We start from the raw sequence: 26,782 nt of genomic DNA on the forward strand, positions 1-26,782 counted from the left end.
TTCGGGTCGAGATCCTATGAGGGGTGGATAGCGGCCTGCTTGATGGCAGAGTGAGGTTGCTGACCCACCACTCTGGAGGCGACCCATGTCACTTGATCACCGGCCCATGCAGACCGCTATCCGCACCGATCTTGGCGCGATCTTCGTCTCAATGGAACTCAGTCGTTCCGTCTGGCTGATCACCTCGCTGTCGCCCGGGGCCGGCGAGAAGATGTCGAAGCATGCGACGCCAGCCGGTGAATCGCCGGGCTGCTGATGCGGTTTGCGCAGTTGCAGGAGAAGGCACAGGCCCGCACCGGTCAGGTTCCTCCGATCATCGCCATTCATGAAGCCGGTCTGGATGGGTTCTGGATTCACCGGGTTCTGCTCAGCGAAGGCATCGAGAGCTATGTCGTGGACCCTGCTTCGATCGCCACCTCCCGCCGGCGGCGACGCGCCAAGACCGACAAGATCGATGGCGAAGCCCTAGTGCGCACCCTGCTGGCCTACAAGCGCGGCGAGCCACGGGTCTGTGCCATGGTCAAAGCGCCCACCCCAGAGGAAGAGGATCAGCGCCGGGTCAGCCGGGAGCGCCAGACCCTCACGGTGGAACGGGTGCAGCATGTCAATCGCATCAAGGGGCTGCTGTTTGCGCAAGGCATCCGGGACTATGAACCCCTGCGTCGCGATCGCCGCCAGCGGCTCGACGCGCTCACGACCGGCGATGGGCGCCCTTTGCCGCGGCATCTCAAAACTCAGATCCGGCGTGAGCTCGACCGCTTGGAGCTGCTGCTGGAGCAGATCAGGACCGTGGAGGCGGAGCGGGATGCTCTCCTGGAGCGGGCTCGGGCCGCCGAGACCGCACCCGCTCCGGCCCTGCTGCTGGGCCTGAAGGGCATTGGGGCCGACATTGCCGGGATCCTCTGGGCGGAGGGCCTGTTCCGGCCTTTCAGCAATCGCCGACAGGTGGCGGCCTATGCGGGCCTGGCTCCCACACCCTGGAAGAGCGGATCGATTGATCGCGAGCAAGGGGTGTCCAAGGCTGGCAATCCGCGGCTGCGCACGATCATGATCCAGCTCGCCTGGCTCTGGTTGCGCCACCAGCCGCATTCAGCCCTGAGCCAATGGTTCAAGGGCCGGGTCAGCGCGAGCGGCAGCCGCCAGCGCAAGACATCCATCGTAGCGCTGGCCCGCAAGCTGCTGGTGGCGCTGTGGAAGTATGTGGCCTCCGGCGTGGTGATCGAAGGCGCGGTGATGAAGGCCACATGATCCCTGAACTTTGCCTCATCGAGTGATCTTCCAGGATCTGATCAATCCTGGCGGATGCGGGTCGGCGAACCGAACACAGCCCTGGCCTTGCCTGCCGCTGTTCGAGAAGGGTGCCGCCGTCCTGAGCCTGGCCCGCCGCAAGCGGGATGATGGTGCAGCCGTTCTGAATGGCGACCGCATGTGAGGTGGACCGTGCCCAGGGATGGGCCGCGTCATGGATGAGGCTCAGACCCGCGCGTCCGCTGTAAAACAGGAGATCCTATGATGATGCCCTGATCAACCGCTTGACCACCCCACCCTCATGTGAGGCTGTGTCAAAACGTAGACGGGCAGGTCTGCGGCGTAATCAAATTTCTTGTAAGTGTCGATAGACCGGAAAATCTCCGGTACAGAAGCACGAACTTGTACAAATAGTTCGTCAAGGCAGGGCTCGTTTGAGTTTTGACACACTCTCGGTCACGAGCAGGAGATTGATGCAAAGAACGGGGCGTCCGGCTTACCTTAGTAAGCTGACGAAGACCTTAGGAGGAAGGCTCAGTTTGGGTTTTGTCGGTGGAACAGCCGAGGTTCATTGCAGGGGCTTCGTTTTAGGAGCACTGCAATGCAAGACACGATCGCCGACCATCCCTGCCGCACAATCACGCCCTGGAACCAGGGCAAGCTGATCGGCCCCAAACCGCCTCTCAAAGCCAAAGAGATCTGGTCGATTCGGGTCAGGCTCCAAGTCGCACACCGCGTTCGCGACCTTGCCTTGTTCAACCTGGCCCTCGACAGCAAGCTGCGCGCCTGCGATCTGGTAGCGCTCCGGGTCGACGATGTGGCACTCGGTGGGCGTGTACGATCCCGGGCGACCGTGATGCAGCGGAAGACTGGTCGCCCTGTCCAGTTCGAGATCACAGAGCAGACCCGAGACGCGGTAGGGCGGTGGCTGGAGAAGAAGGATCTGCACAAGGGTGAGCCACTCTTTCCAAGCCGGATCAATCGAGCGAGGCCCATGACGACGCGCCAGTACGCCCGTCTGCTCGGATCCTGGCTGCGCACGATAGGCCTCGATCCCCTCGCCTACGGTACCCATTCCCTACGGCGGACGAAAGCGTCGATGATCTATCGGAGAACGGGCAATCTTCGGGCCGTCCAGCTTCTGCTCGGCCACACCAAGATCGAGAGCACTGTTCGGTATCTTGGGATCGACGTCGACGATGCCCTTCTGATTGCAGAGCAGGTTGAGATCTAACCGCAGGGGCGGCTCGTCGCCGGGCCGCCCCTGAGCCCACCGAGCATCATGGAGCAACGTCCGGACTTGAGGGATGAGTAGCCACGAGACAAACGACCGGCGCGTGCCAAAGTTTGAAATTTGAACCGATCAACGAGCTTCTGCTTTGCCCGGCTGGCACAGACCAATCCTTAAACCTGGAGCGTCCCGTCAACCGATACACGTTGAGCTGACATTGAATCCATGGAAGCTCGGTCAGACAACTCGCAGAACCGGTCTCCGCCATCTCGCAATGGTCCAGTCGCCAACATGTTGGCGACTGGACCATGACCTTGTTCTTGGTGGCCGGCAGGAGCTGCGCCGACATCTGTTGCAGCTTGGGGACAAGCCCGAAACCATGTTATCGTGAACCTCGCTTGGCATTGCCCGTACCAACGGCAACTCGCCTTCGAGGACTCGGGCCCGATGAGCGCCTGCCGCGCATCTGCCACGACACGGATTGGGTTCAACGGCCAAGGCGCGTATCCGTGTTCGGACTGATTGTGCCCTCCGGATGCATGGACACCATTCGTCCTGCACCGGCTGGCCAGAGACGGCGTCAACCGTAAGCGTTCCCGGAACTCATGGAGGCAACAGCCATGAGAATATGGTCAAGAGGAATGGCTGCCGTCCTGGCAGCAGGCGTGCCGATCATTCCGCTTCCAGCCCGCACTCAGGAAGCGATCATCATCGTCCGGCACAGCGACCCGCCTCCGATGCTGCGCCTCGACGAGATCCGCGATGACACGCCGCTGTCCGAGTCGGGCCAGCAGCGCGCCATGATGCTGGCCGGGCGCCTGAAGGACAGTGGAATCTCCGCCATCTACACGAGCGAGGCTCTGCGAACGGCCCAGACCGCCCAGCCTCTGGCCAAATCACTCGGGATTCAGAGCCAGGTTCATCTGGGGGACGACGTCGACGGCTTGGTCAAGCGCATCCGCTCCGAGCACCAAGGCAAGAGGGTCCTCGTCGTTGGTCACTGGAGCACAATCCCGGCGATCCTGAAGGCCCTCGGCCATCCGAAAGACGTCGCGATCGAACGCAGCGCGTACGACAACCTGTTCATCGTCGTGCCGCAAGGAGAGCAGGGTCCGCCTACGGTAGTGCATCTGCACTACTGATGCCTGATGCAGTCCGGCAGCGCCGGGAGGGGTGTGGCATGCGGCCATCGCTCCGGAGAGGATCGAACACGCCAAGCGGCCTGTCCATCCGCCTTGCATTGGCGGGCATCTCCGCCGCGACCATCGCCGTCACGGCCGCGGCCCTCGTCCTTGTACTGGAGAGTGGACGTCAGAACACCTCCGGGCTGGTCCGGGATCGCAGCGACAGGATTCTCACGGCCGTCGTCGAGCGGATCCGTATGCACCTTGAGCCTGCCCGCGACCAGTCCCGCTTCCTGGCCCGCATGGTTGCGGACGGGTTGTTCAATCCCCGCGACGATGGCATCTCCGCCGGGCACCTGTCGGCAGCCTTGGCCGGAACGCCGCAGGTCGCAACCCTCGCCATCATCCGAACCGATCTCCGGCAGATACGGGTCGAGCGGCAAGGCGACACCGTGGTGACGCGCTCGATCAGCATGCGGACCGTGCCGGGTTTGCACGACGCGTTCGCGGAGGCCCGAAGAGTCGGACAGCCACTCTGGGGCGAGCTCCTATGGAGCGAACGGCTGAACCAGCCCTTGGTCAACATTCGAACTCCCCTTTGGCACCAGGATGATTTCGTCGGAATCCTGCTGGCTGGGGTCACGGTCGCGGAGCTGTCGACCTTCGTGGTCGATGTACCGCCCACTGCGGGCGCAGCTACGTTCATCCTGCACGGACGTGAGTTCGTCCTGGCCCATGCAGGGCTCGCACGCACTCCCTCCCTGTTCAAGCCGGACCATCCTCTCCCGCAACTCGCGGAGCTGGGAGACGAGGTTCTCGCATCGATCTGGAATCAGCGGCGCGACACCGAAGCGGTCACCACCGTCGTCGGGCCGAGCGGCGGCCATGCCGTCGATGTGAATGGGATCCCCTATGTGTTCCTCTACCGCGAACTCGCCGGGTACAGCGAACAGCCTTGGCTGATCGGGCGTTATATGCCGCTGGCGGATCTCACCGGCGAGGTTCGGCGGCTCGAATGGGCGGCCTGGATTGGACTTGCGGCCGTTCTGGTCGCGATCGCCGGCGCCTGGTTCATGGGTCATGCCGTCGCGCGTCCGATCCTGCGCTTGGCAACGGCAACGGCAGCGATCCGGGATCTCGATCTCGGGGTTGCACGCCCGCTTGCCAGAAGCAGTCTGCGGGAGGTCGACGAGGCCATCGGCGCATACAATGCGCTCCTCACGACCTTGCATTGGTTTGAAAGGTATGTCCCGCGGAACCTGGTATCGCGCTTGATGGCACAGGAGGACGGAGATCTGGTCCCGGAGGAGCGAGTCGTTACGGTCCTCTTCACGGATGTCGTCGCGTTCACGGGTCTTGCCGAGCGATTGACAGCATCCGAAACGGCGGCGTTCCTCAATGAGCACTTTCGCCTCATGGCTGCCTGTGTGGAGGCCCAGCAAGGAACCATCGACAAGTTTATCGGCGACTCCCTGATGGCCTTCTGGGGGGCGCCAGATGCTCAACCGGACCAGGCCGAACAGGCCTGCCGCACGGCACGCGCGATGGCGGCGGCGATCATTGCCGATAACTACCATCGACGAGAGCATGGCCTGGAGCCGGTTCGGGTCCGGATCGGTATCCACACGGGCCCCGCCATCGTCGGCAACATCGGCGCGCCGGGGCGCATCAACTACACGATCGTCGGCGATGCCGTGAACATGGCGCAGCGGATCGAGGAGGTCGCGAAGGAACATCTGGCCGCGGAAGGCGAGGTCGTCGTACTTGCGAGCGAGGCCGTGCTTGAGGCCATTGGTCAATCTGTCTCGGCCCATGAGGTGCGCCGGTACACCTTGAGAGGCCGGCGGGGTGCAACGACCGTCGTCCGACTGCTCTGACGAAACACCGCCCACGAGGAAACGCATGGGACCTACGAGAAACACACGCCGTTCGTCTATCCATGCGTCCTGTTCGCAGTGAATGTCCGCACCGGGTCGAGAGTGTGTCAAAACTCAAACAGGCTCGGCCGTGCCGAAAGATTCGTACGAATTTATGCTCCTGTACCGAGAATTCCGCGGTCTGTCAGCGCCTGCACGAAATCAAATTGCTCCACTGAGCGACCTGCTCGCGTTTTGACACAGCCTCGGTCAGGAACCGAGATTCCGTGCGCTTTCGGAATGTCCGCTTTGATAAGGATTGCTGCCTTCGAGCTTAGGTCTTAGGCGTGCCATTTTGAGACCTTCCGAGCCAGGAGTCCGTTGCGTGCTATATCGATCAATGGCTTACGGCGAGAATTCCGGGTAAGGCTGTTTATGGCACTCGCACATGCGGCCTATGGGTTGGCCGCACCAGTTGCTTACTCGACGACCTTGTCGGCTGCTGCGAGGACCGCTGATGGAATGGACAGGCCAAGTCTCCTGGCGGTGAGAAGATTGATCGCAAGGGTGTAGCTTGTCGGCGCTTGAACCGGCAGATCACGAGGCTGCGCTCCTCTGAGGATCCGGTCGATGTAAACCGCAAGCGCTTGGGAGTAGCCTTCGGTCGGGCCATACGCAATCAAGCCTCCGATGGCCGCTGCATACTGGGTGCCGTAGATCGCCGGAACCCGATGGCGATTGGCCACATCGATGATCTTGCTTTCGTACCCCAGGTTGAACTCATCCGGCAGGACCAGAAGAGCCCCATGAGGCTCCGAGGCAAGCGCGGCCACAACGGGCTCGACCCCGGAAAAGTCCCGCGCGTAGGCCTGGATCGGCTCGATCTGGAGGGAGGCCGCCGTGGCTTCGAACTCGCGCATAAAGGGCGAGGACCGGTTCGGCGTCGTCTCCGGGTTGAGCAAGATCGCGACACGCCTGATCTCGGGATCAAGTTCCTTCAGGAACTGCACCCACTTGCCCGCGAGGGAGGGCTCGAAGGTGGTAAAGCCGGTGACGTTACCGCCCGGACGGGTGAGGTTGCTGACGATGCCGTTCCCTACGGGATCGGCCACGCCGAAGAAGACGATCGGGAGGGTGCGGGTTTCGGCCAGAACCCCCAGGGTTGCCGGTGTTCCGTGGGTGACGATGAGATCAGGCTGGGTGGCGACGAGTTCCTTGGCGATCTTTGGCAACTGATCAAGGTGCGTCGGGACATGGATGTCCGCTCGGACGTTGCCGCCTCTTGTCCATCCAAGCGACTGAATGTGTTCCGCGACATCCGCCCAGTTGTACGGGGAGGTTCTGAGCCCCTCGATCCACCCAATGCGCCATACCCGATCGAAAGTCTGTGCAGCCCCTGGCAACGGGCGCAGGAGGGAAAGTGAGCCAAGAAGCAGGATGATGTCGCGCCGCCTCATACGGCCACCTCCTGAGGAGGAAGGGGACGAGACTATCACATCAGGACTTCCGCTCGAACACACCAAGAGAGATCTCTCAAGCGTAATGCTCGGGTGGGGCTCGCTGCGGTCGTTGCAGCTCCGTTCGTTCCAGCGTTTGACCTCGGGCCAGAATTTCAGTGACTCAGTGCGCCGACTCCTTCTTGGCTGTATAGTGGGCTCCATGCTCAACGCTCGTTGGGCTCCGGAACACGGGAGGATGCCGATGTGCCTCAACCTGGTTCTCTGGCGCCATCGTCCACGCGATGGCAAATGGCGTAGCATCAGCATGAGAGTTCTGACTTGCCTGGTCACGGTCGGCTTTCCCGCACTGGCTGATGCACAATCTGCCACCCACCCCCGAATCGGGCTGCTCACATGGGGCGCCTGCGAGATGCCCGACCTGATTGCCGGCCTGAAGGATTTGGGCCGCATTCCGGGTGAGAACATCACTATCGAGTGCCGCTCGGCGGGAAAACGGTATGAGGGCTTTGCAACGGCAACAGCTGAACTGGTGCGGCTTCCGGTCGATGTGATTGTTTCAGAGTCCCAACCGGCCGGCCACATGGCGAGCTCGGTGACCACGACCGTTCCGATTGTCACAATCCTGAGCGGTGACCCGGTCGGCTCCGGGCTCGTTCAGAGCCTGTCAAAGCCGGGCGGCAATCTGATAGGTCTGACCTATTACGCTACCGAACTGACGGCAAAGCGCCTGGAATTATTGCAGGAAGCGGTTCCAGGCATCTCATCCGTCGGTGTGTTGGCGAATCCGGTCGTCGCCTATCTTTCCTTCGAGGAGGACACGAAGCACGCTGCGAAAGCTCTCGGTCTTGCGCTGATCATTCATCAGGTTCGGGAGCCGACCGAGTTGGAGAAAGCCATCCATCAGATGAAAGCGGAGGGTGCTCAAGCCATCTTCGTACTGCCCGATCTGATGTTCGCATCCGAGGCGAAACAGATTGCCGATGTTGCGCTGGCCGAGAAACTCCCCGTGATGGCTTGGGGCGGCTGGTTCACCGAACTGGGCGGGCTCATGGCGTATTCTGCTGACTACGGAACCCTGGTGCGCCGCCTCGCCATCTACGTGGACAAAATCCTGAAAGGTGCCCCGCCCGGCGATCTCCCCATCGAGCAGCCCGCCCACTTTGAAGTGTCAGTCAATGTGCGGACCGCCCGCACCCTCGGCCTGACACTCCCACCGGAGCTCCTCGCCCGTGCGGACGAGGTCATCGAATGACGATCATTGAGGTTGCCCAAGTCTCACCTCAGGCACCAATGGATCTCTGGCATCGACTTCTGGTGGGCCGGCTTCGACCCTCCACCATCGGGATAGACTGAGGTGCAACGGCCATGAGCGGGTGGCATCTTCCGTTCCGTGGCCTCTTCCGGAAGTACTTCCTCGTGCTGTTCCTCGCCGTGGTCGTTCCGCTCACCGCCAATGGCATCAGCGAGGCTTGGTTCGGCTACCGCGACCAGCGGGCAAGACTCGACCAATTGCTTGGCGTCGAGGCGCGGGCGGCCGCCTCCAAGATCCAGAACTTCCTTGATGGCATCACCGGCCAGCTCGGCTGGTTGGTTCAGCTCCCTTGGACTGACGAGCCGGACGAGCGGCGAAGAATCGATGCCCTGCGCCTGCTGCGTCAGGTGCCAGCCATCGTCAGCCTCACCCTGGTCGACGGCACTGGGCGCGAGCGGCTGTACGTCTCGCGGATCGGTCTCAACCGGACGGAGAGCCGCACGGACCGATCCGCCGATCCGGCCGTGATCGGAGCCCGCTCGGCTCGGATCTGGTATGGCGCGGTCAGCTACTACCGAGGGTCCGAGCCTTATCTGGCCATCGCGATCGCCGGCAACCGCCCTTCGGTTGGGACCGTGATGGCTGAGGTCAACCTTAAGCTGATCTGGGACGTGATCTCGGCCATCAAAGTCGGGGAGATGGGCTACGCCTTCGTGCTGGATGGACCGGGCCGGCTCATCGCCCATCCGGACATCAGCTTGGTCCTGCGTGGCGCGGACGAGGCCACGCTGGCCCCCTTTCAGGCAGCCCGACAAGCGGTCGGGCCTGCCAACACAGGCTTTGCAACCAGCCGGGACACTGGGGGCAATCGCATTGCAGTGGCCGCCGCACCAGTTGCTGGCCCGGATTGGACGGTCGTCGTCGAGCAGCCTCTCTCTGAGGCGTTCGGACCGATCTACGCTGCCCTCCAGCGGACTGGAACCCTGCTTCTCGCCGGTGCCATTCTCGCAGGTCTGCTCGCCTATACCTTGGCCCGTCGGATGACCGAGCCAATCCGGCAACTCGAGGAGGGAACCCAGCGCATCGGTGCCGGTCAGTTCGAGCACCGCATCCAGATCCGGACAGGCGATGAACTCCAGCGGCTCGCTGACAGCTTCAACACCATGGCCGCAGAACTGGCCATATCCCAGGAGCGGCAGGAGCGCATTGCCAAGCTCAGGCGCTTCCTGGCACCGCAGGTGGCGGAATTGGTCGATCGGAAGGGTGACGATGGTGTGCTCGAGGGCCACCGCGCCGAGGTGGTGGTCGGCTTCTGCGATCTACGGGGCTTTACCGCCTTCTCGGCCAGAGCCGCCCCTGAGGAGGTGATGAGCGTGCTCTCCGAGTACTACGAGGCGCTGGGTCAGATCATCACGAGGCATGCGGCCACACTCACCAGCTTCTCGGGCGACGGGCTGATGGTGCTCGTCAACGCGCCTGTTCCGGTCGCAGAGCCGGCGCTGCGAGCCGTGGATCTCGCGGTGGAGATGCAGAGGAGCGTGCAGGAATTGATCATCGGCTGGCGGGAGCGCGGCTATCAGATCGGATTCGGCGTCGGGCTCGCCATGGGGCCGGCGACGGTCGGGCGGATCGGCTATGAGAGCCGCTTCGACTACACCGCCATCGGCAGCGTCGTGAACCTCGCGGCGCGGCTGTGCGCCTCGGCCGCCGACCGGGAAATCCTCATGGACGAGAACGTCGCCGCGTCCATCAGGGACAAGCGCATCCTGATCCCGCTCGGATCACGTCTCCTCAAAGGCTATGATGAGGAACTGCCCGTCTTCGGCATCGTCTTCTAAGAGCGGCCACACGCTGCCTAGCCTCGGCAGTCACCACGCATGACTGCGCCCTCCGAGTTCGGTCAAATCAGTTTCATGATGCAGCCATAGCGGCTATGATCCGGCCAAGTCGTTGGAGTCCACCTGGGAATTCCAAGGTGACCAGGAAATGGTGGTTGGAACCAGAGCCTCCCTTGTGTTTCAAGCCCTCTCCCGTAGCAGGGTGCTGGTCGAATGAGGCGGCGCGACGTTCTGGGATTGTTCGGCGGTGCAACGGTATGGACGCACCACGCACGAGGGCAATCACCGGTAATGCCAGTCATAGGGTATCTGGGCCCTGAATCGCCCGAACCCTTTGCAAGTCGGCTCAAGGCCTTCCACGAAGGCTTGGCCGAAAGCGGATACGTCGATGGCCGCAATGTCACGATCGAGTATCGATGGGCGGAAGGCCAGTACACTCGATTGCCTGCGCTCGCGGCCGATCTGGCCAGTCGCAAGGTGGCCGTGATAGCCGCGCCCGGCGGCGCTCCTGTCGCGCTCGCAGCGAAAGCGGCAACTGCGACGATAATGATCGTCTTTGAGATGGGGGGCGACCCTGTTGCCCTAGGAGTAGTGGACAGCTTATCGCGGCCAGGACGTAATCTCACAGGCGTGTCGAGCTTGAGCGTGGAAGTCTCGCGCAAGCGGCTGGAGTTCATGCACGAGTTGCTCCCAACCGCGGCTGCCTTCGCCGTTGCCGTCAACCCAACCAGCCCGACTGCCAATTCGCAACTGAAAAACCTTGATGCTGCAGCCGACGCGCTTGGGGTACGGCTTCATCTTCTGAATGCCAGCACCGAACAAGAGTTCGAGGCCATGTTCTCAACCGTCTCTCAGCTGCGGGCGGGGGGCCTCGTGTTCACCTCTGATCCATATTTTGCATTCCGCAGCCAGCAGCTTGCTGCGCTGGCCGTTCGCTATGCCATCCCTGCGATTACCCAATCCCGCGATTTCCCCATTGCGGGCGGCCTGATGAGCTATGGGGGCGATTTTACGCAGTCGCACCGTCGCGCTGGTCTCTATGTCGGACGAATTCTCAATGGCGAGAAGCCTTCTGATCTTCCGGTCCAGCTGGTTACGAAGGTCGAATTGTTCGTCAACCTCAAGGCAGCCAAAGCCTTGGACATCACCTTCCCGCCTTCTCTGATCAGCGGCGCCGATATGGTGATCGAATGAAATCGAATCTCGAATCAAAATGGGACGGCCTGATAAGTCGCCAAGCTACAGGATCGAAGACCCAGGCATGATGTCGTCGGCAACAGGCTGGACCGACCCGACCTCATTGAGACGCTGGCGCCGGTCCGCCGATCGACGGTCGCGGCTTGGAACTCCCAGGGCTCGACAGTATCGATCTCGCTCTGATGCATGGATTTCACCTTTCTTCGGCCTGATGCGGATGGGGACCGTATGCGTGCCTACCGCAAGGGCTTGAGCGAAACCGGGTACGTCGACCTCCTTCGCCTAAGGAATCACGCTTCACGAGCGAGGGGGATCGCCCAGAGAGTCAGATGCCAGCGCCCCTGGTATAAGCAGCCGGAAATTCGGTCGCTGCGACAACTCCCCAATTAACTCAAGCCGTCTCACTCGATCACATCGTCGGCGCTAACAACCAGCGATGACGCGATCGTGAGACCGATCTCCTTTGCGGTCTTCAGGTTAATGGCCAGCGCAAGTCTCGTGGGCTGATAAATCGGGTGATTGGCTGGACTGGCTCCGCCCAGTATTTCGGCGATCTGGCGTCCCAGTTGCCGCATGACGTCGTCGAGACGCGGTCCATATCCAAGCAATCCACCCTCGTGCGCAGTCTCCGGCCACTGGTACATGTCGGGGATGTGCAGTGCGGCGGTCTTCCGGATGATGACGTGGCGGTAGGCGTGCAGCAGCGGAGAGGCGAGGACGTTGAGCGCGGCAGCTGCCTCGGCTTTCGCCATGTCGATCGCGGGTCCGATCTCTTCGCCCTTTTCGACGCGGTGGACCAGAAGGATGACGCCCCGCCTTCGCGCGGCTTCGGCGAGGGCTTGAAGCCGGTGAGGACCCGTGGTCCGTGTATCGGTCAGCACCGAGATTCGAGGCGCGCCCGAAGTGAATTCGATCAGCAGCTCCTGACGTTTGCCGTCGAGGTCTGATGCGAGCAGACTAATGCCCGTCGTATTGCCTCCCGGTTGCGCCAGGGAGCGGGCCAGGCCTTCACCGACCATGTCGTCGGTGATGGCAACAATCGGGACGCTCGTCGTCGCTGCTTGGGCTGCACGGGTTGCCTCGGGACCGGCGGTAACGATGGCGTCGGGGCTGGTTCGGACCAGCTCCAGGGCGGCGGCCGCAAGCTGCTGGTATCCGGCATTCTGGTCACGCCGATCGATGGTGAGATTTCGACCTTCGACGAACCCGTGCCGGCGCAGTTCGTCGAACACCGGATTGACTGGCGCAAGCACGCCGGGCGAGAGGAAACCGATCCGATAAGTGCGAGATGCCGCCTGTCCAGCCGCGCGCCTTGGAGCGGCCAAAGCCAGCGCGCCACTGGCAAACCCAATGAATTCCCGCCTTCTCATGAGCTTTCCTTACACCTCACGCAGCATACGAGCGCAGGAGCGACCCGCTCGACCAGATCAGGCTCCCTATCCCAAGCCTATTCCGACCGGAGCGCCGTGCTTGATCAGGGGGGACAATCTCTTGACAGCTTGGGCCACAGGGCTGGTCCTTCATTCCCGCGGGGAATTTCCGATAACACCGATCATGAGTCTGGACGGAGGTGCATTTAAGCGGATTCGGAAGGCTTCATCGGCGCTCGAGGCAGTGAGTCAGTAAAGCGCCAGTCTCTATGGCTTCTTAGGCGGGCTTGGTATGAGTATGAATAGTCAAGGAGACCTGGGGAGCCGCTGGTGCCGACCGCGCCGCTAGAACTGTGCCGTCGTGAACCAGCCATAGGCCTGAGATCAGCCAATGTCGCCTGTGGGTCGAGGCTGTGTCAAAACGTAGACGGGCAGGTCTGCGGCGTAATCAAATTTCTTGTAAGTGTCGATAGACCGGAAAATCTCCGGTACAGAAGCACGAACTTGTACAAATAGTTCGTCAAGGCAGGGCTCGTTTGAGTTTTGACACACTCTCGGTCAACAGCAGTAGATCCGGGCGTCTAGTGAAGGTCGGATCTGCGCGCGAAAGCAGGCGTTAAGAGCCGATATCGAATTGCGGAGGCTCACTCATATGGCATCTGAGTAGGCCCACGGGAGAGGCAACCCGAAGCTTGACGCTATGGTGCGTTCACCGCATAAGGCCTCGCGTCTGGTCAGTTCCTGTGGAACGACCATTCAGGAGTGTAGCTCAATCGGCTAGAGCACCGGTCTCCAAAACCGGGGGTTGGGGGTTCGAGTCCCTCCACTCCTGCCAGCACAACACCACCCCGACAAGCCGCGCCGCCTCTTGGATGGTTGACCAGGCAGGGCCCGGATCCTCAGGGCGGCATCATTTCAACGGCACACGGTGATAGATCGATGATCGTGCGGGACAAGCCAAGATTCTGGGACATTCTCTTTGCATTGCGCGGGTCGATCGTCCCACAAATCGCGCCTCATATGGCGGTGATGGGAGTGGTGTCTGTTCTGGCCGTCCTTCTGGTCCGGTGGCACCCTGAAGTCTTTGCCCAACTCGGCGCCATGCCGTTCACGCTGATCGGCATTGCCCTCTCCATCTTCATGAGTTTTCGAAACAACGCCTGCTATGATCGCTGGTGGGAGGCTCGTAAGCTCTGGGGCCAGCTCATCATCGAAACGCGCTCGTTTGCCCGCCAGACGATCGATCTCGATGTGGCTCGGCGCGAACCGCTTCTGCTTGGCCTGTGTGGCTTTGCGCATGGGTTGGTGGCCCGGCTGCGCGACCAGGATGAGGTCGGCCGAATGAAGCCTTGGGCCGGCGAGCGCATCGCAGCCGACGGACCGAACCCGACCGATGCGGTCCTGCGCGAGATCGGGCGCCTATGCGTTCAACTCACCTCCACCGGCACGATCAGCGACATCCGGTATTCCGTGCTCGAGCAACGTCTGAGTGCCCTGAGTGCCGTCCAGGCGGGCTGCGAGCGGATCAAGGCCACGCCGCTGCCCTTCGCCTACACCCTCCTGCTGCACCGGACTGCTTATCTCTTCTGCGTCCTGCTGCCATTCGCATTGGCAGAAGCGCTCGGCTGGTGGACGCCTCTGCTTGTGATCACCATCTGCTATACGTTTTTTGGTCTGGATGCCCTTGGTGACGAGCTTGAGGATCCATTCGGGCAGGAGATGAACGATCTGCCCCTGGATGCCATGATCCGCGTGGTTGAGCGCGAACTGCTGGATGCGCTCGGACGAACGGACTTGCCTCCCCTCCTGGAGCCAGTTGATCACCTCCTGACGTAGGCAGATTGTGGTTCAACTTCCAACAGCCTCAACTGAACCACCACTTCCCCGCGAGCAGAACGGACTTTCCGCCGGGCGTATCAGGCGGGAGTCCTCATACGTCCATGCCCCCTTGGAACGCTACAGATCCCGTCGGAAGGTAGGGGCTGCTGTGGGTCGATGAGGGCCTTCACGTAGGGCCATGTGTTGGTCCGCTCATTGGGCTATTGCTGAACATCAGCGTACTTCCGAGAAGTGCCATTTTCTGCCGATCCCCGACCATTCGTGAACGTCTGCTTCAGCTAGGCTAGCTGTCCTCCGCCTAACTCTCAAATGCGCCTGGAGCTGCCGTTCCGCAGGGTTGTGTCATGATTGGTCTGGCCAGATAATCAATCGGGAGTGCTCCAATCGCGTTTGACCGCAACTTGCTGGCATCAGCAATGCACGGGTGGGATACGCCATGCCCTCTCAGCGGATCCCCGACTTCGATTTCTTCGAATGCGCCACTTGGCTAGTTGATACGGCGCGCGTGGCTCTGCCTCCGGTCGAGATCGTTGCCCAAACCTGCGAACGGCTCGTGGGCGCAGGCATCCCGCTCTGGCGGGTCCGGGTCGGGCAGCGATTGATCAATCCTCTGATCGGAGCCTGGGGGGTGATCTGGAAGCGCGAAATGGGAGCCGAAGAGTACACTGTCCCCCGCAGTGTTCTGGCGACAAGTGCGTTCACCGGCAGCCCCTTCGAACATGTCATCAAGACCCGAACCCGCTTTTACCGCTCCCTGCGAGACCTCGATCCGGCGCAGGACCATCCGGTGCTCTTCGAGCTTGCTGCGGACGGCAGCACTGACTATCTGGCCCTGCCGATCATCTACGGAGATGGTTCGGTGCAAGGGGCTGCGCTCACAACCGATGCTCCTGATGGCTTCACGCAGCAGACCGTCGCGCTGATCGAGGCGCTGAGCCCGTTCCTCGCCGCAGCGCTGGAACCGGCTGCGATGCGCCGCTCGGGCGAGGGCTCTGTTGCATTAACCTGGCAAGCCACCGGATATAGTAGCATTTGATCAGAGCAAAGGCGCTACAGATTGTGTCTCCCATAGTTAATGCAACAGAGCCGCGCGTGGCGGTTCCGTTGCAAACCCTGATGTAGGTCAAGAGACCGCCCGATATCACCCCAGGTCAGGCGGCAGAACTGAAGAGAGTAGCAATAAAATCACTTTGAGCCCGCATGTCATTTGCTGGTGCAATCGCGATTTGGCCCTTGCGGATCATAGCCATAGTCTCGTAGCCCGCCAGAGTCTGTGAGGCCGTCGCGAAACTCTTGAAGCCTAACCCAGGGCGAACCAGCCGCTTGATGCGTCGATGGTCCTGCTCGACGATGTTATTCAAGAACTTCACCTGCCGGACTTTGGCAAAGCGCCAAAGTTCTCCATCCTGCTTCATGGCTTTTGTTGCGATCGGGTAAGCGGCATTCTTGTCGACCGTAATGGTCCGTGGATTGACCGTATGCGGCTGCTTCGAGGCTTTACGGAAAAACCGCTTGGCCGAGAGCAAAAAGTCAATCGTCTGCCCGGTCGCGTCGACAGCGCGGTAGAGATAAACCCATTCACCCTTCACCGAATGTATGTCTTGTCGACCCGCCAGGAGCCATTGGTCAGGCGGAGACGCGGACGGGTGCGCTCGTCCAGTTCGGGAGCGTAAGCCTGAATCCAGCGGAAGAGGGTCGTGTGGTCCACTCTTACGCCGCGGTCAGCAAACATGCGCTCGAGATCACGATAGCTGATGGGGAACTGCAGATACTGGCGCACCGCCCATAGGATGATCTCCGTCGTGAATTGCCGACCCTTGAACGGGTTCTTCCTGCCTGCCGTCACCACGGGCGCCTTTCACCCCCATCACGTCATAGCCTCGGTGGTTAACAGCTTAAAAGCTGCAACAGAACCGCAACTCTCAACCGGGCTCTCAGAGGTCAGTTGACCAACCGCGCGGCGTATAACAGAACTGACAATTCAAAGAATGTTCTCTCTATCGAGCGTGAGGGTGAGGATGACATTCAGGAAGCCAGCTTTGATTCGTGGCCTGATCGTTTCATGCCAGCCCGTCAGCCGCGGCCCGATGGACAGCCTCGACACCATTGTGCGACTGGCGTTGGCCGCTCGGGATGGAGGTGCGCAAGGACTGAGAATTGAGGGGCGAGAAAATGTGGCAGCGGTGACGGCTGCCTGTTCTCTTCCAGTGATCGGGCTGATCAAACGCGATCTCGAAACGAGTCCGGTTCGGATCACTCCATTTGTCGAGGACGTCGAAGCCCTTGTTGATGCGGGTGCGGCGGTCATCGCAGTCGATGCCACCGCAAGGGCACGCCCCGTGCCCGCAGACCGGCTCCTGCATGCCATTCACGCCCACGGCCGCATCGCCATGGCCGACGTGGCGACCTTCCAGGAGGCCCAGGAGGCCGCCAGCATGGGGTTCGATATACTGGGAACAACCCTGTCGGGTTATACCGGAGGCCCCGTTCCGGAGGCACCCGACCTTGATCTGGTGGCGGCTTGTGCCACACTTGGAAAACCCGTGGTGGCGGAGGGGCGGTATAACAGCCCTGATCTCGCACGAAAGGCCATTGTTCATCGCGCGGATGCTGTCTGCGTTGGCTCCGCGATCACCCGGACTGAGCATGTCACGGGCTGGTTTGCCGACACTATCGCACAGGCCGCTCGTGTGGATGCCGAAACAGTTCTCGCCTTCGACATCGGCGGAACCAAAACGCTGGCCGCCTTGGTTCGAGGCCGCACTATTCTTGAGAAGCAGGCCGTTCCCACGGATCGCAATGTTGGGACCGATCCTTGGATGGAGAGCCTTGCGCTGCTTGCTGCGGCTTGGGAGGGAGCCTATGACCGCGTCGGCGCAGCCGTGACGGGCCTCGTCCATGACGGGCACTGGTTTGCGCTTAATCCCGACACGCTTCCGATTCCGGAGGCGTTCCCTTTGACGGAAGAACTTACGAAGCGGTTCAAGTGCCCTGTCGCTATCTGCAATGACGCTCAAGCCGCCGCCTGGGGCGAGTACGTCTATGGCGCCGGCGAACGGCAGGACATGATATTCCTGACAATCTCCTCCGGAATTGGTGGAGGTATCATATCAGGCGGACGTCTCATGATCGGCGCCCGCGGGCTCGCAGGAAGCCTGGGTCAGACGCTGTGGCCCCCTTCCGGAGAGCGACTTGAGACGCTCGCATCCGGCTTTGGCATGTCTCGCACCGCCTCGGCTATCGGCCGCCCGGCTGATGCCAAGCAAATCTTTGAGGCAGCAGAACGGGGTGAGGAATGGGCGAACTCGATTGTCCAGGGCGCTGTTGAAAAACTCACTGTATCGCTGGCCAATTTGCAGGCCCTCATCGATCCCGAGCGCATCGTGCTCGGCGGAGGAGTGGGCCGTGCCCCAGCCTTTCATACCCTTCTATCGCCCGCTCTTTTGCAGGTTGGTGAGCGGATGAGGCCGCGCCTCGTTCCGGCACGCCTTGCCGTCGATTCAGGCGTACTTGGAATATCCGACATCGCACGGCATGAGTGGCCGATTGAGCGTAGGTGAGATCGCGGCCCGCATTACCCTTCTCTGACCATTAACCGCAATCGGCCGACCTCTTTCGACGTCATCCCTTCAGACCGGTATGAGCCAAACCCTCGATAAAGTGGCGTTGCGCGATGACGAATACCACAAGAACGGGGAATGCCGTGAGCGTCGCGGCCGCGAGTTGAACGTTCCACATCGGTCCCCCATAGGCATCCACGAACTGGGTCAGAGCTTGCGGGAGCGTAAACTTCTCCGTCGATGAGAGGAACACGATGGGCTCGAGGTAGAGGTTCCAACTGTGAAGGAAGGTGAATATCGCGACCGCGGCCAGGGCGGGTCGCGCCAGCGGCAATGCGATATACCAAAAGATCCTGACCCGCCCGAGACCATCGATCCGCGCCGCATCCTCGAGTTCAACGGGCAGGCTGATGAAGAACTGTCTCATGACGAATGTCGCGAAGACGCTCGGTGCGCCGAATGTCGGCACCAGAATGAGGGGCCAATGGGTGTTGATCAGGTCCAGCCTCAGGAAAAACCGGAACAGAGGAACGATCGTCACCTCGGCGGGAATCAGTAGCCCCAGCAGAACGAACATGAAGAGAAGGTTCTGTCCGGGAAAGCGTATCCGTGCAAAGGCATATCCTGCGAGGGACGCAACAGCCATCGTCCCGAGAGTAACAATGGCCGCGATGTAGGCGCTGTTGAAGTATTGTTGTGCGAAGGGCTGGAGTTCAAAGACCTTGCTGTAGCTTGAGGGGTCGAACGTCCGGGGAACGAGCGCCGGCGGGAATGCAAAGATCTCCGCGATCGGTTTGAAAGATGACGTGACCATCCACCAGGTCGGGAAGACGAACGGGATCGAGAGCAGGCACAAGAGGCCGTAGATCCCAACCTTCGCGCGAGGAGATAGGCTATCTCTCATAGTGAACCCATTTTCTGCGTAGATGCCACTGCGCGAAGGTCAGCACGGCCACTATGAGGAACAGCAGGATCGATAGAGTCGAGCCGAACCCGAACAAATGGAACTGGAAAGCCTGCTGATAAAGGTAGTAGACTAGGACCGTCGTCGATGTTCCGGGGCCGCCCTGGGTGAGAATGGCGATTTGTGCGAAAACCTGGAGCGATCCGACAATCGTGATTATCGCAGTGAGCAGGATCGTGGGACTGATCAACGGAACCGTGATGCGCGAAAACTGCTTCCACCGGCTGGCGCCGTCGACGACAGCCGCCTCATAGAGTTCGCCTGGCACGTTCTGAAGGGCCGCCAGGAACAACACCATATTGAGGCCGACATTCTTGAACACTTGAACCACAATGACCGAGATCATTGCGGATGTCTCGCCGCGAAGCCAGTTCGGGCCTTCGACGCCGATAATTCCCAGAAGGCCATTGATGCCTCCATTGTTCTGGAGGAGGAACCCCCAGACGATTGTCCATGCGACCAGCGAAACCACGACTGGCGAGAAGAACAGGGTTCTGAAGATCACGACCCCGCGCAGCTTCTGGTTCAGGAGCACTGCAAGCAGGAGGGCGAGCGCCATGTTGAGAATGACCAATCCGACGGAAAAGACGGCGGTCGCTCTGAGAACCTCCGGCAGGACCGGGTCGGCCAGAAGCTGCTGATAGTTGCTCAGGCCCGTGTAATCAAAGGTCCCCGCCAGGACGTTCCATTCATGCAGGCTGTACCAGAACACGAGGACCAATGGCATCATGACGAAGATCAGAATGCCGGCGACCTGTGGCAAGACGAAGATATAGCCGGTCAGGGCATCACGCCGGTCCGTCGTCCAGAAGGGTCCTTTGCGGGACCCTTCCGCACTGGTCGGCTGTACGGCCATTTCAGCCGATGTCGCCTTCGTTTGCGCGATCATGTCGCTTCTCTACCGAGCCAGCAGCGGGGCGATCCGTCCGCAGATTCCGGTGAGCCCGGCTTTCAGGTCCGCATTAGGCATCCACAGCTGGTCCAGTCCGGACCGCACCAGCTGCTGGATCTGGGCGAAGCCCGTATGGCTCGGCTTCACGGTGCCATTCTCGATGCCTTGGATGACGACCCTCTCAATCTGTTCGGGCTTCAGGAGCGGATTGGTCTTGGCTAAGACCTCCGTCTTGAGGAGCTTCTTGCGGGCAGGAGGGAAGAACTGCGCGAGCTTTTCGGAATTCGCGCGATTGGTCATGAATGCAAGAAACCGCGCAGCCTCCTGAGGATTCTTGCCGTTCTTCAGCACCCCGATGCCGGCCTGGCCGATCACTGCATAGGCACCAGCGGGGCCGGTCGGCAGCGGGAGAAGATCCCACCCGAACCCGTTCTTCGGCAGAAGCGAAGCGCGACTGATCTGTGTGATGGTCATCGCGGCATCACCGGCAAAGAAATCAGCGCTGGTTCCCGGCCCGGGCAGCGCCTTATCCACGAAGATGGCCTTGTGAATGAAGCTCATCGCCTGCGCCATCTCAGGCTTGTCGAAGCCGCACGTCTTGCCGTCCTCGCCCCAGGGCCGGGCGTTCCAGCCTCCCCAGATGGTGGCCAGGTTGTCCCAGGCCTTGTAGTCGAAGTCACGGACCACGAGACCAGCTTTGCCCGTCTTGGCATTCACGGCCGAGGCGACAGCGACGGCGTTGTCCCAAGTCCAGGCATTGGACGAGAGGAGCTCCGATGCGCTCTTCTGTCCGGATTGCCGCAGCAGGTCATTGTTCACGAAGACGCCAAAGGGCGAAGTCGAGAATGGATAGGCGAAGATCTCGCCCTTTCGGGACCAGAGAGCGAGAGCGCTGGGTGCGATGTCGTCCGCTTCATAATTTGGGGTCGACTTCAGGATTTCCGCCAGCGGAAGAAGGGCTCCCGAATTGACGAAATCCGGGGCGGAGTTCTCGAAGATCCAGGCCAGATCTGGGGCATTGCCGCCTGCAATCTGGGTCGTCAGCGTCGTCGTGTAGTTCTCGAAGGGAAGGGTATCGAACGTGACCTTCACGTTCGGGTGCGCTTTTCCATACTCCTCCGCGATCCCATTGAAGAGATCGAGGTGCGCCTTGTTACCGGTCCAGACGGTCATGCGAAGGTTCACGTTGTCCTGGGCCAGCGCTCCTCCAACGCCGGCAGAGGTACCGATGGTCGTCAACAATGCCAGGCTCGCAAGGACGATCTGGCGGCGGGCGGTCTTCTTCATGGCGTTCCTCCCTTGTTGCGTTCTTAGTAACCTTTGACTTCGGGCCATCGGAGCTCGATGCCCTGTCTCTCGAGCAGCGTTTGGAACTCCACTAGGCGGTCCTTGTGTTCGCGAACTCCGTGCGGCGTCGTTCCGCGCTCCAGGCAATGGGCGGACAGTAGGCCCGCAACCTCGCCGATGTTCCACTCGACGGGGTGAAGCCTGTAGCAGCCGTTGGTGATATGCGTAGTGCCGATATTCTTACCCGCTGGGAGGAGGTTCGTCACACGCTGCGGCAGCAGGGCTCCGAGTGGGATCTCGAAGGGGCAGGAACCGACATCGATGTAATTGTCGCCGCCCGTCGATGGATGGAGATCGATCCGATACATACCAACGCCGACGCTGTCGGCATAGTTGACGGCTCCCCGCTCTCCACGAACCGCCAGCGAGAGGTCCTGCTCGACGATCGTGTAGGCGGCTTTGATCCGGCGGCTTTCGCGGATGTACGGCGCCTGTGCCAGTCCATGCTCGGTGCCGGTGACGTCGCCTCGCAATCGCAGTCCGCGGAACCCAATCCCACCATCCGTGCGCGGCGCTTCGGTCTGGAGCCAATAGAACACGCAACGTGAAAGCTCTTCGGCGGCTTTCAGATGGCCGCGGGCTTGGTCGTCCGGGACCTCGAAGACGGGGCCTTCGAAATAGTCGATCATCGGCCAGTTCACGAGGCAGATATCGCTGGCGTAGAAGCCGTCGGTGAAGTTCCGGCGGGCCGCAATGCGGCGGAAGGTCCAGAGATTGGCGTCCCCGGGATTGCGGCGCTGGTCAGCGTCGACCAGAAGCGGATCGTCATCGGGGTTGGGCGTGAAGCTCCGCTCCACGATTTCCAGGGTCCGCGGGTGGGGTGATTTCCACCCGAGCAGAGGCCCGCCCCAGAATGCCGGCTCATAGCTGCGCCAGAAATCATAGCGATCCGGCTTGTCGATCGTTTGGTCGCCATCCACGTGATCGACGGCGAAGCAGATGGAGACGGCCTGCATGTTGAGTGGCTGCGCCTCCTCGGGTGCGCTGGGCTCCCCCGTCATGGAACGGGATTCGAAACCGGTCACATATTCTGTGCCCGTGAGAGGAAGGAGTTCGCCAGTCTCGGTTGCGTCGATCACGTAGGAGGCCGCGACGATGATCTCGTCGCCGTTGTCGCGATGGGCAAGGCGTACGGCCCGAACGCGATCCCCGTCCATTTCTGCGCCAACGGGTCGGTAGGGCTGCAGGACCCGAAGCCGGCCGGCGCCACGGTAGGGCGCAAGCATCCCTTCCATGACGGTGAGGGCAACTCTCGGCTCATGACAGAGGCGGCTCACCCACCCTGCCCCTGGGTTCAGATCGCGCCATTGGCGTGAACGCTCTGTGAGCGGGTAATGCTCGCGATAATAGTTGCGGATCTCCTGGCGCAGGGTGCGGTAACTCGCCGTAATGCCGAACTGCTCCACCCAGGAATGCTCGTCAGGGGGAACCGCCTGGCTCGTGAGCTGACCGCCGATCCAGTCGAATTCCTCGGTCATGATGACCCGGCGTCCAGCCCTGAGAGCCGCGAGTGCTGCTGCGACACCACCCAGCCCGCCGCCGACGACCAGGATCTCTGTATGAGCTTCTTTCACGATGACCTCTTCATTTTAGGAGCAGGACCGAGCGTTGCGCCCCGCACGAGTTCACAGGCAAGAAGGCGCTGCCGCTGATGCGGGCGTCCTTCAAGCGCATCTGCCAGCATCTCGACAGCGAGACGACCCATTTCCTCACGGGGAATATGAAACCCCGTGAAATTCATCTGGGTCGGAACGGGTCGCGTTGGATTGCCGAGCGCCACGAACGAAAGATCGTCCGGGATTCTGAGCCCCAATGATCGGGCCGCCTCTGCACCATGCACCGCATCGGCCAGGTCCTCATAGAAAATGACCGTAATACCGGCGTCCCGCAGATCGGAGATCAAGCTGCCTGCGCTTCTAGGATCATCTCCACCGACGACGATCGCCGCCGTGGCTGAACGGGTCGCCCTGTCGAAACCTTCCCAGCGGTCGAAGGAAGCTTCGATCCCGGTCTTTCGGCCCACATAGGCGAACGCATGGTGGCCGAACTCGAACGCTTGGCGTACCAGCGCCGCCGTCGCCGTTGCGTAATTGACTCCCACATAGGGCACGGGCCCACCTGCATCATCCCGTCGTCCGATGGCGACGAAGTGATAGCCCCCGGCCACAAGCTGAGCGAGTTCTTCCCGATCGAACTCGCGTCCCAATATGATGCACCCGTCGGCTAGGCGCAGACGATTGTTGTCAGTGAAGATTCGCCTTCTGCCCCCTTCGCCTCCAGCAGATGTGAATAGGAGCACATCATAGCTTTGGCTCTGAGCCCCCTGCTCGATCCCAAGAAGGAAGGGCAGGAAGAAGTCCGCCTGCGCGCTTGGAAAGACGGGCTCGTAGGAGAAGACGCCCACGATCTTATTCTGCTTGTTCACCATCCGCCGAGCGATGGGATCCGCGACATATCCAGTCTCACGAATGACACGGGCCACACGGTCTCGCGTCTCCAGAGGAATTCTCTCGAGCGCATTGGTTTGGCCGTTCAGAACCACAGAGACCGTTGCCTGACTCACACCGGCGATGCGTGCAACATCCCTCTGTGTCACAGCCCTCTTCAATGGCCACCTCGCCTCTGCAAATACGTATTAGCACATAGAAGGTGCATAGAAAACGCTCCCCTGACAATCATTCCTTAGTATAGGGTTCTTCAAACGAATAAGACGCTGGGCCACGACCCGGGACGCTACCCCAGTGGGCCGACCGAGACTGGATGCACTGGAGCAACTAAGCCGCTGCAACCTGCTTCTTGTTGACCCGCAGGATATGCTCTAGGGCCGAGAGTTCCTCGGCAGTCAGATCTGTCAAAGGGGAACTGTCGCAAACCCATCAGTAACTTAGTTCTGTCTACGCCTCCGCCGAGCTCCGGGGCTCCGTTGCATTAACTTGAAAAGGGCACAACGACCCCGCTGAATGGAGCTCTCAGGCGGCAAGGCCGAAGAACTGGTTGACGAGACGGATTTCGCTTGTCACGCTCGGATGGCTGAGGACGCAGTGACCGCGGCGGATCATGCGCAGAACCTCGAAACCTCCAATTGTGGCGGAGGCTGTCTTCATTCTCTGAAGGCCACGCGCGTCGGCCGGATCACGCGCTTGAGCGCGCCATGATCCGCCTCAAGGATGTTATTCAGATATTTCGAGGTGTGGTGTACCACATTGTTCGGCAGAAGCCTTCGTTCTGCAGGCGCAGGATTGCCTTGGGATACGACGCCAGTTTGTCGGTCGTGATGGATGAAGGAGGATAGGGTCGCAAATCCGGAGTAGGGACGAGGGAATCGTAGGTCTTCGTTACGCGATCATGCAGCGAGCCGCTCGAACTGCTCGGCGAGCGACAGTTGCTGATTACGGGCATACTTCGTCGGCCCTAAACAACCCACAACTGATTGAGGTTGAAGGATTATTCGTCTTCACGAAGCATTGTAGAATGCCAGCATCTGGTGTGAAGCGGCACCGAAGGTTAACCCCCTCGCGAGGGAAGCGCTACGCCTTGGTTTAGCAGCACAAAATGGAAATTCGACGGGGTCACGATCGGCGCCGATCGTGACCCCGTCGGCACTATGAATTCGCTAACAATGTCGTGCACTTAATGCCAGTCGGCTCTGAGGGGCAGCAACGATGCTGATTCACACCCGTACGGGCAAGCCCGAGGGATTTTAAGTCCCTTGCGTCTACCAGTTTCGCCACGTCCGCGCCTGCCCATGATGAAGACCAGCACTCAACTGAAGCAAACGCTAGGGATTGATGCCGCGCCTTATGCCACCTGGAACGCTCGACGGGCTCTCTCCTGGATCTCGTTCAGTTCATCTTGCAGAGAATTGATCTGCCCCTCCGCCTCCTCAAACGAGGCGCATTCCGGAGCGACGAGCAGGCGCCCGTCCTCGCCCCTGGTGCTTCGTGCCCAGAACAAGACATCTGATCAGGGCCTGAAGATTGGAACCGCACCTGCGAGGTGTCGTTTCAATGACACTTCAAGATCCGAGGAGGCAAGCAATGGGCAAAGGCAGTGAGAAGCATCGCTCCAACGCGAAAAAGAACAAACTGCGCGAGAAGGCCAAGAGGCTCATCAGCGGAGGCAAGAAGCTGACAGGCGAACTTGTGCGGTACGATCCTCGTCATAAGAAGGCGACTTGACTTGAACATGACAGCGGCGCCTGAAGGCGCTGTCTGAGGCATCGGAGCTGCCAGGAGACGACGTTCTGAAGGTGGGATAGCGTAACCTCATCCCCGCCCGCGTCAGCGGTAGGCAGGGTGTGGTGAAGCGGACCGAAATAGTCCGGATAGGACCTAAGGGTCAGCATCCGGAGCAGATCCCCCGTGTGATGTTTTTCGTCTTCTGATCCCAAGCACGTTGCCGTGCCTCGTCCCTTTCGCGGGCTGCTTTGGCGACAGCATCCGTTCCCTCGGCTGTGTCGGCCTTAGATGTCGATGCAGTCGGTGTCTGCCGCGAGGGCTTTCTCTCCTCTTTGGCGTGGGTTACCTGAGAAATAGCCAACAAGCCAAGGGTGATGGCAATTGTCAAAGCGCGCATGAATGAACTCCTCGTGGAGCTCAGAGGCTGCCCCATTCTCCAGATAGGGCGAAAACTATAAATAACCCGATACGGCCACCATTCCCGTCACTGCCCGCCATATGGGATGAAGCTGAGTGCTTTAATTCGTCCGTGACTTCTCGCTTGACCGGAGGTCGAGTATCTCGCTGTTGAGCCGATCCCGGTTAATTTTGTCCAGATCCTCGAGGGCGCCAGCCGTTGCTCGGGTAATTGCTTCCATCTCGGCCCCGACAAGTTCATAGGGAGGCTTTAAGCCCCGGAGGGAATACTCGGCCTCAATGTCTATCCTTCGAGGCTCATGCCCCATACCAGGCGCTTTCGCCCAGGCGCGCATCAGGACAATCCATGCTGCTGCCAGCGCTTCCTCTGGTGAGTGTTCGAGACGTCGGCCACGGCTCACGTAGTCTTGGACGGCTTGCATCTGGTTTTCGGCAATCCAAGATTGGACAGCGGTCTTCACGTCATCACTCACAGAGGCTTCTCCAGGTTCGGATAAGGATTCACACAGAACCGCATCCCTGCCTGCGCAAGCAATGGCAGGGTGTGGTGTAGCGGGGTTACGAGCGGTCAATGCCGGCATGGGTCTTCATGAATTCTGTGGTGAGGGCTTTTTGCAGCTCCCGTGTCAGGGGCTCGGGATTAGCTTTGTCCCAGGCCCGCTGCCCTCTCTGAATGAAGCGTTTCCTGCTGTGCTTGGCCTCAATTGGAAGGTGGGCCGCTAGAGGCGAGAAGCTTCGACGGAGCTGAATCTCGGTTCTCTTCCGAGAAGGCAAGGCAGCCTCCGCGGCTGAGGCCGCGGCTATATCTTCCGGTGTTGGATCTGGATGACGTGTCTGCGCCTCATCCTCAATCTGCCGGAAAGCCTCGTCCCTGGCGGCATGGTGCTCCTTGAGACCTGGAACATGTTCGAGGAAATACGCCTCCAGAGCGTCCTCCCTCTCTTCGTTTTCTCGTATAGCCTGAGGAGCCTGCTTGCCCCACTTGCCTAGGTTATTTGCCATATGAACA

The 26,782-nt window shown here is 60.7% G+C and carries 22 protein-coding genes, 1 tRNA gene and 2 pseudogenes; 13 read left to right on the forward strand and 12 right to left on the reverse strand.

Annotation, left to right across the window (positions count from 1 at the left end):
• Nucleotides 1-106 precede the first annotated feature (106 nt).
• From DDF70_RS24060 to DDF70_RS24075, 5 genes and pseudogenes are all read left to right on the forward strand, one after another.
• Nucleotides 107-1,248 (forward strand): annotated as a pseudogene (locus DDF70_RS24060) (IS110 family RNA-guided transposase).
• A gap of 10 nt (nt 1,249-1,258) precedes the next feature.
• The gene (locus DDF70_RS36860; RefSeq protein WP_162820620.1) at nt 1,259-1,432 is read left to right on the forward strand and encodes a hypothetical protein; all 174 of its coding nucleotides are present in this window, start codon (nt 1,259-1,261) and stop codon (nt 1,430-1,432) included.
• A gap of 417 nt (nt 1,433-1,849) precedes the next feature.
• Entirely contained in the window at nt 1,850-2,482 is a 633-nt protein-coding gene (locus DDF70_RS24065) for a tyrosine-type recombinase/integrase (RefSeq protein WP_114947339.1), read from the forward strand.
• A 638-nt stretch (nt 2,483-3,120) separates the two neighbouring features.
• A complete protein-coding gene (locus DDF70_RS24070) occupies nt 3,121-3,621 on the forward strand; it encodes a phosphoglycerate mutase family protein (RefSeq protein WP_162820621.1) in 501 nt (166 codons plus the stop codon).
• 38 nt (nt 3,622-3,659) lie between these two features.
• Entirely contained in the window at nt 3,660-5,480 is a 1,821-nt protein-coding gene (locus tag DDF70_RS24075; RefSeq protein ID WP_245435625.1) for an adenylate/guanylate cyclase domain-containing protein, read from the forward strand.
• 458 nt (nt 5,481-5,938) lie between these two features.
• Here the strand turns inward: DDF70_RS24075 and DDF70_RS24080 are convergent, their stop codons facing one another.
• Nucleotides 5,939-6,916: an ABC transporter substrate-binding protein gene (locus DDF70_RS24080; RefSeq protein ID WP_162820622.1), complete on the reverse strand. Its 978-nt coding sequence runs from the start codon at nt 6,914-6,916 to the stop codon at nt 5,939-5,941.
• Between the two features lie 244 nt (nt 6,917-7,160).
• Between DDF70_RS24080 and DDF70_RS24085 the strand changes: the two genes are divergently transcribed.
• The 3 genes from DDF70_RS24085 to DDF70_RS24095 all read left to right on the forward strand — a co-directional run bounded on the left by DDF70_RS24085 (nt 7,161) and on the right by DDF70_RS24095 (nt 11,203).
• Entirely contained in the window at nt 7,161-8,171 is a 1,011-nt protein-coding gene (locus DDF70_RS24085; RefSeq protein WP_245435626.1) for an ABC transporter substrate-binding protein, read from the forward strand.
• Between the two features lie 113 nt (nt 8,172-8,284).
• On the forward strand, nt 8,285-10,009 hold the full coding sequence (locus DDF70_RS24090; RefSeq protein ID WP_114947344.1) for an adenylate/guanylate cyclase domain-containing protein: 1,725 nt from the start codon (nt 8,285-8,287) through the stop codon (nt 10,007-10,009).
• 213 nt (nt 10,010-10,222) lie between these two features.
• Nucleotides 10,223-11,203, forward strand: a complete 981-nt coding sequence (locus DDF70_RS24095) for an ABC transporter substrate-binding protein (protein ID WP_114947345.1) — start codon at nt 10,223-10,225, stop codon at nt 11,201-11,203.
• A gap of 404 nt (nt 11,204-11,607) precedes the next feature.
• Here the strand turns inward: DDF70_RS24095 and DDF70_RS24100 are convergent, their stop codons facing one another.
• A complete protein-coding gene (locus DDF70_RS24100) occupies nt 11,608-12,576 on the reverse strand; it encodes an ABC transporter substrate-binding protein (RefSeq protein ID WP_114947346.1) in 969 nt (322 codons plus the stop codon).
• A gap of 758 nt (nt 12,577-13,334) precedes the next feature.
• Between DDF70_RS24100 and DDF70_RS24105 the strand changes: the two genes are divergently transcribed.
• The 3 genes from DDF70_RS24105 to DDF70_RS24115 all read left to right on the forward strand — a co-directional run bounded on the left by DDF70_RS24105 (nt 13,335) and on the right by DDF70_RS24115 (nt 15,451).
• Nucleotides 13,335-13,411, forward strand: a tRNA-Trp gene (locus DDF70_RS24105).
• A 104-nt stretch (nt 13,412-13,515) separates the two neighbouring features.
• A complete protein-coding gene (locus DDF70_RS24110; RefSeq protein ID WP_114947347.1) occupies nt 13,516-14,412 on the forward strand; it encodes a bestrophin family protein in 897 nt (298 codons plus the stop codon).
• 439 nt (nt 14,413-14,851) lie between these two features.
• Nucleotides 14,852-15,451, forward strand: coding sequence for a hypothetical protein (locus DDF70_RS24115; RefSeq protein ID WP_205772468.1), 600 nt, complete (start codon nt 14,852-14,854; stop codon nt 15,449-15,451).
• 115 nt (nt 15,452-15,566) lie between these two features.
• Here DDF70_RS24115 and DDF70_RS24120 read toward each other — a convergent pair.
• Nucleotides 15,567-16,261 (reverse strand): annotated as a pseudogene (locus tag DDF70_RS24120) (IS6 family transposase).
• A gap of 172 nt (nt 16,262-16,433) precedes the next feature.
• On the opposite strand from DDF70_RS24120, the gene DDF70_RS24125 reads away from it, so the two are divergent.
• Complete coding sequence (locus DDF70_RS24125; RefSeq protein ID WP_114947348.1) at nt 16,434-17,975, forward strand: putative N-acetylmannosamine-6-phosphate 2-epimerase; 1,542 nt, start codon at nt 16,434-16,436, stop codon at nt 17,973-17,975.
• 61 nt (nt 17,976-18,036) lie between these two features.
• Here the strand turns inward: DDF70_RS24125 and DDF70_RS24130 are convergent, their stop codons facing one another.
• The 6 genes from DDF70_RS24130 to DDF70_RS38245 all read right to left on the reverse strand — a co-directional run bounded on the left by DDF70_RS24130 (nt 18,037) and on the right by DDF70_RS38245 (nt 24,282).
• On the reverse strand, nt 18,037-18,879 hold the full coding sequence (locus tag DDF70_RS24130) for a carbohydrate ABC transporter permease (RefSeq protein ID WP_114947349.1): 843 nt from the start codon (nt 18,877-18,879) through the stop codon (nt 18,037-18,039).
• Nucleotides 18,869-19,795, reverse strand: a complete 927-nt coding sequence (locus DDF70_RS24135; protein ID WP_114947371.1) for an ABC transporter permease subunit — start codon at nt 19,793-19,795, stop codon at nt 18,869-18,871. The genes DDF70_RS24130 and DDF70_RS24135 overlap by 11 nt, the downstream gene beginning before the upstream one ends.
• A gap of 42 nt (nt 19,796-19,837) precedes the next feature.
• Nucleotides 19,838-21,118 (reverse strand): ABC transporter substrate-binding protein, encoded by a 1,281-nt coding sequence (locus DDF70_RS24140; RefSeq protein ID WP_114947350.1) that lies wholly within the window; start codon nt 21,116-21,118, stop codon nt 19,838-19,840.
• A 23-nt stretch (nt 21,119-21,141) separates the two neighbouring features.
• Nucleotides 21,142-22,752 (reverse strand): FAD-dependent oxidoreductase, encoded by a 1,611-nt coding sequence (locus DDF70_RS24145; protein WP_114947351.1) that lies wholly within the window; start codon nt 22,750-22,752, stop codon nt 21,142-21,144.
• Nucleotides 22,749-23,774, reverse strand: coding sequence for a LacI family DNA-binding transcriptional regulator (locus DDF70_RS24150; protein WP_342633951.1), 1,026 nt, complete (start codon nt 23,772-23,774; stop codon nt 22,749-22,751). The genes DDF70_RS24145 and DDF70_RS24150 overlap by 4 nt, the downstream gene beginning before the upstream one ends.
• A 373-nt stretch (nt 23,775-24,147) precedes the next feature.
• Nucleotides 24,148-24,282 (reverse strand): transposase, encoded by a 135-nt coding sequence (locus tag DDF70_RS38245; RefSeq protein WP_245435628.1) that lies wholly within the window; start codon nt 24,280-24,282, stop codon nt 24,148-24,150.
• Between the two features lie 933 nt (nt 24,283-25,215).
• Here DDF70_RS38245 and DDF70_RS36865 point away from each other — a divergent pair.
• Complete coding sequence (locus DDF70_RS36865) at nt 25,216-25,356, forward strand: hypothetical protein (RefSeq protein WP_162820624.1); 141 nt, start codon at nt 25,216-25,218, stop codon at nt 25,354-25,356.
• Between the two features lie 160 nt (nt 25,357-25,516).
• Here DDF70_RS36865 and DDF70_RS24160 read toward each other — a convergent pair whose 3' ends face one another.
• The 3 genes from DDF70_RS24160 to DDF70_RS24170 form a co-directional block, all read right to left on the reverse strand.
• Complete coding sequence (locus DDF70_RS24160; RefSeq protein WP_114947354.1) at nt 25,517-25,753, reverse strand: hypothetical protein; 237 nt, start codon at nt 25,751-25,753, stop codon at nt 25,517-25,519.
• Between the two features lie 121 nt (nt 25,754-25,874).
• Nucleotides 25,875-26,246, reverse strand: coding sequence for a hypothetical protein (locus DDF70_RS24165; RefSeq protein WP_114947355.1), 372 nt, complete (start codon nt 26,244-26,246; stop codon nt 25,875-25,877).
• Nucleotides 26,247-26,331: 85 nt separating this feature from the next.
• Nucleotides 26,332-26,775, reverse strand: a complete 444-nt coding sequence (locus tag DDF70_RS24170) for a hypothetical protein (RefSeq protein ID WP_114947356.1) — start codon at nt 26,773-26,775, stop codon at nt 26,332-26,334.
• Nucleotides 26,776-26,782 lie beyond the last annotated feature (7 nt).

Source organism: Microvirga calopogonii (assembly GCF_003347665.1).
Lineage (GTDB): Bacteria > Pseudomonadota > Alphaproteobacteria > Rhizobiales > Beijerinckiaceae > Microvirga > Microvirga calopogonii.

What these genes read in the sequence shown, in the direction of transcription:
- DDF70_RS24065 (WP_114947339.1), top strand. Translation starts at nt 1,850, where the DNA reads ATGCAAGACACGATCGCCGACCATCCCTGCCGCACAATCACGCCCTGG.
- DDF70_RS24070 (WP_162820621.1), top strand. Translation starts at nt 3,121, where the DNA reads ATGGCTGCCGTCCTGGCAGCAGGCGTGCCGATCATTCCGCTTCCAGCC.
- DDF70_RS24075 (WP_245435625.1), top strand. Translation starts at nt 3,660, where the DNA reads ATGCGGCCATCGCTCCGGAGAGGATCGAACACGCCAAGCGGCCTGTCC.
- DDF70_RS24080 (WP_162820622.1), bottom strand. Translation starts at nt 6,916, where the DNA reads ATGAGGCGGCGCGACATCATCCTGCTTCTTGGCTCACTTTCCCTCCTG.
- DDF70_RS24085 (WP_245435626.1), top strand. Translation starts at nt 7,161, where the DNA reads ATGTGCCTCAACCTGGTTCTCTGGCGCCATCGTCCACGCGATGGCAAA.
- DDF70_RS24090 (WP_114947344.1), top strand. Translation starts at nt 8,285, where the DNA reads ATGAGCGGGTGGCATCTTCCGTTCCGTGGCCTCTTCCGGAAGTACTTC.
- DDF70_RS24095 (WP_114947345.1), top strand. Translation starts at nt 10,223, where the DNA reads ATGAGGCGGCGCGACGTTCTGGGATTGTTCGGCGGTGCAACGGTATGG.
- DDF70_RS24100 (WP_114947346.1), bottom strand. Translation starts at nt 12,576, where the DNA reads ATGAGAAGGCGGGAATTCATTGGGTTTGCCAGTGGCGCGCTGGCTTTG.
- DDF70_RS24110 (WP_114947347.1), top strand. Translation starts at nt 13,516, where the DNA reads ATGATCGTGCGGGACAAGCCAAGATTCTGGGACATTCTCTTTGCATTG.
- DDF70_RS24115 (WP_205772468.1), top strand. Translation starts at nt 14,852, where the DNA reads ATGCCCTCTCAGCGGATCCCCGACTTCGATTTCTTCGAATGCGCCACT.
- DDF70_RS24125 (WP_114947348.1), top strand. Translation starts at nt 16,434, where the DNA reads ATGACATTCAGGAAGCCAGCTTTGATTCGTGGCCTGATCGTTTCATGC.
- DDF70_RS24130 (WP_114947349.1), bottom strand. Translation starts at nt 18,879, where the DNA reads ATGAGAGATAGCCTATCTCCTCGCGCGAAGGTTGGGATCTACGGCCTC.
- DDF70_RS24135 (WP_114947371.1), bottom strand. Translation starts at nt 19,795, where the DNA reads ATGGCCGTACAGCCGACCAGTGCGGAAGGGTCCCGCAAAGGACCCTTC.
- DDF70_RS24140 (WP_114947350.1), bottom strand. Translation starts at nt 21,118, where the DNA reads ATGAAGAAGACCGCCCGCCGCCAGATCGTCCTTGCGAGCCTGGCATTG.
- DDF70_RS38245 (WP_245435628.1), bottom strand. Translation starts at nt 24,282, where the DNA reads ATGAAGACAGCCTCCGCCACAATTGGAGGTTTCGAGGTTCTGCGCATG.
- DDF70_RS36865 (WP_162820624.1), top strand. Translation starts at nt 25,216, where the DNA reads ATGGGCAAAGGCAGTGAGAAGCATCGCTCCAACGCGAAAAAGAACAAA.
- DDF70_RS24160 (WP_114947354.1), bottom strand. Translation starts at nt 25,753, where the DNA reads ATGCGCGCTTTGACAATTGCCATCACCCTTGGCTTGTTGGCTATTTCT.
- DDF70_RS24170 (WP_114947356.1), bottom strand. Translation starts at nt 26,775, where the DNA reads ATGGCAAATAACCTAGGCAAGTGGGGCAAGCAGGCTCCTCAGGCTATA.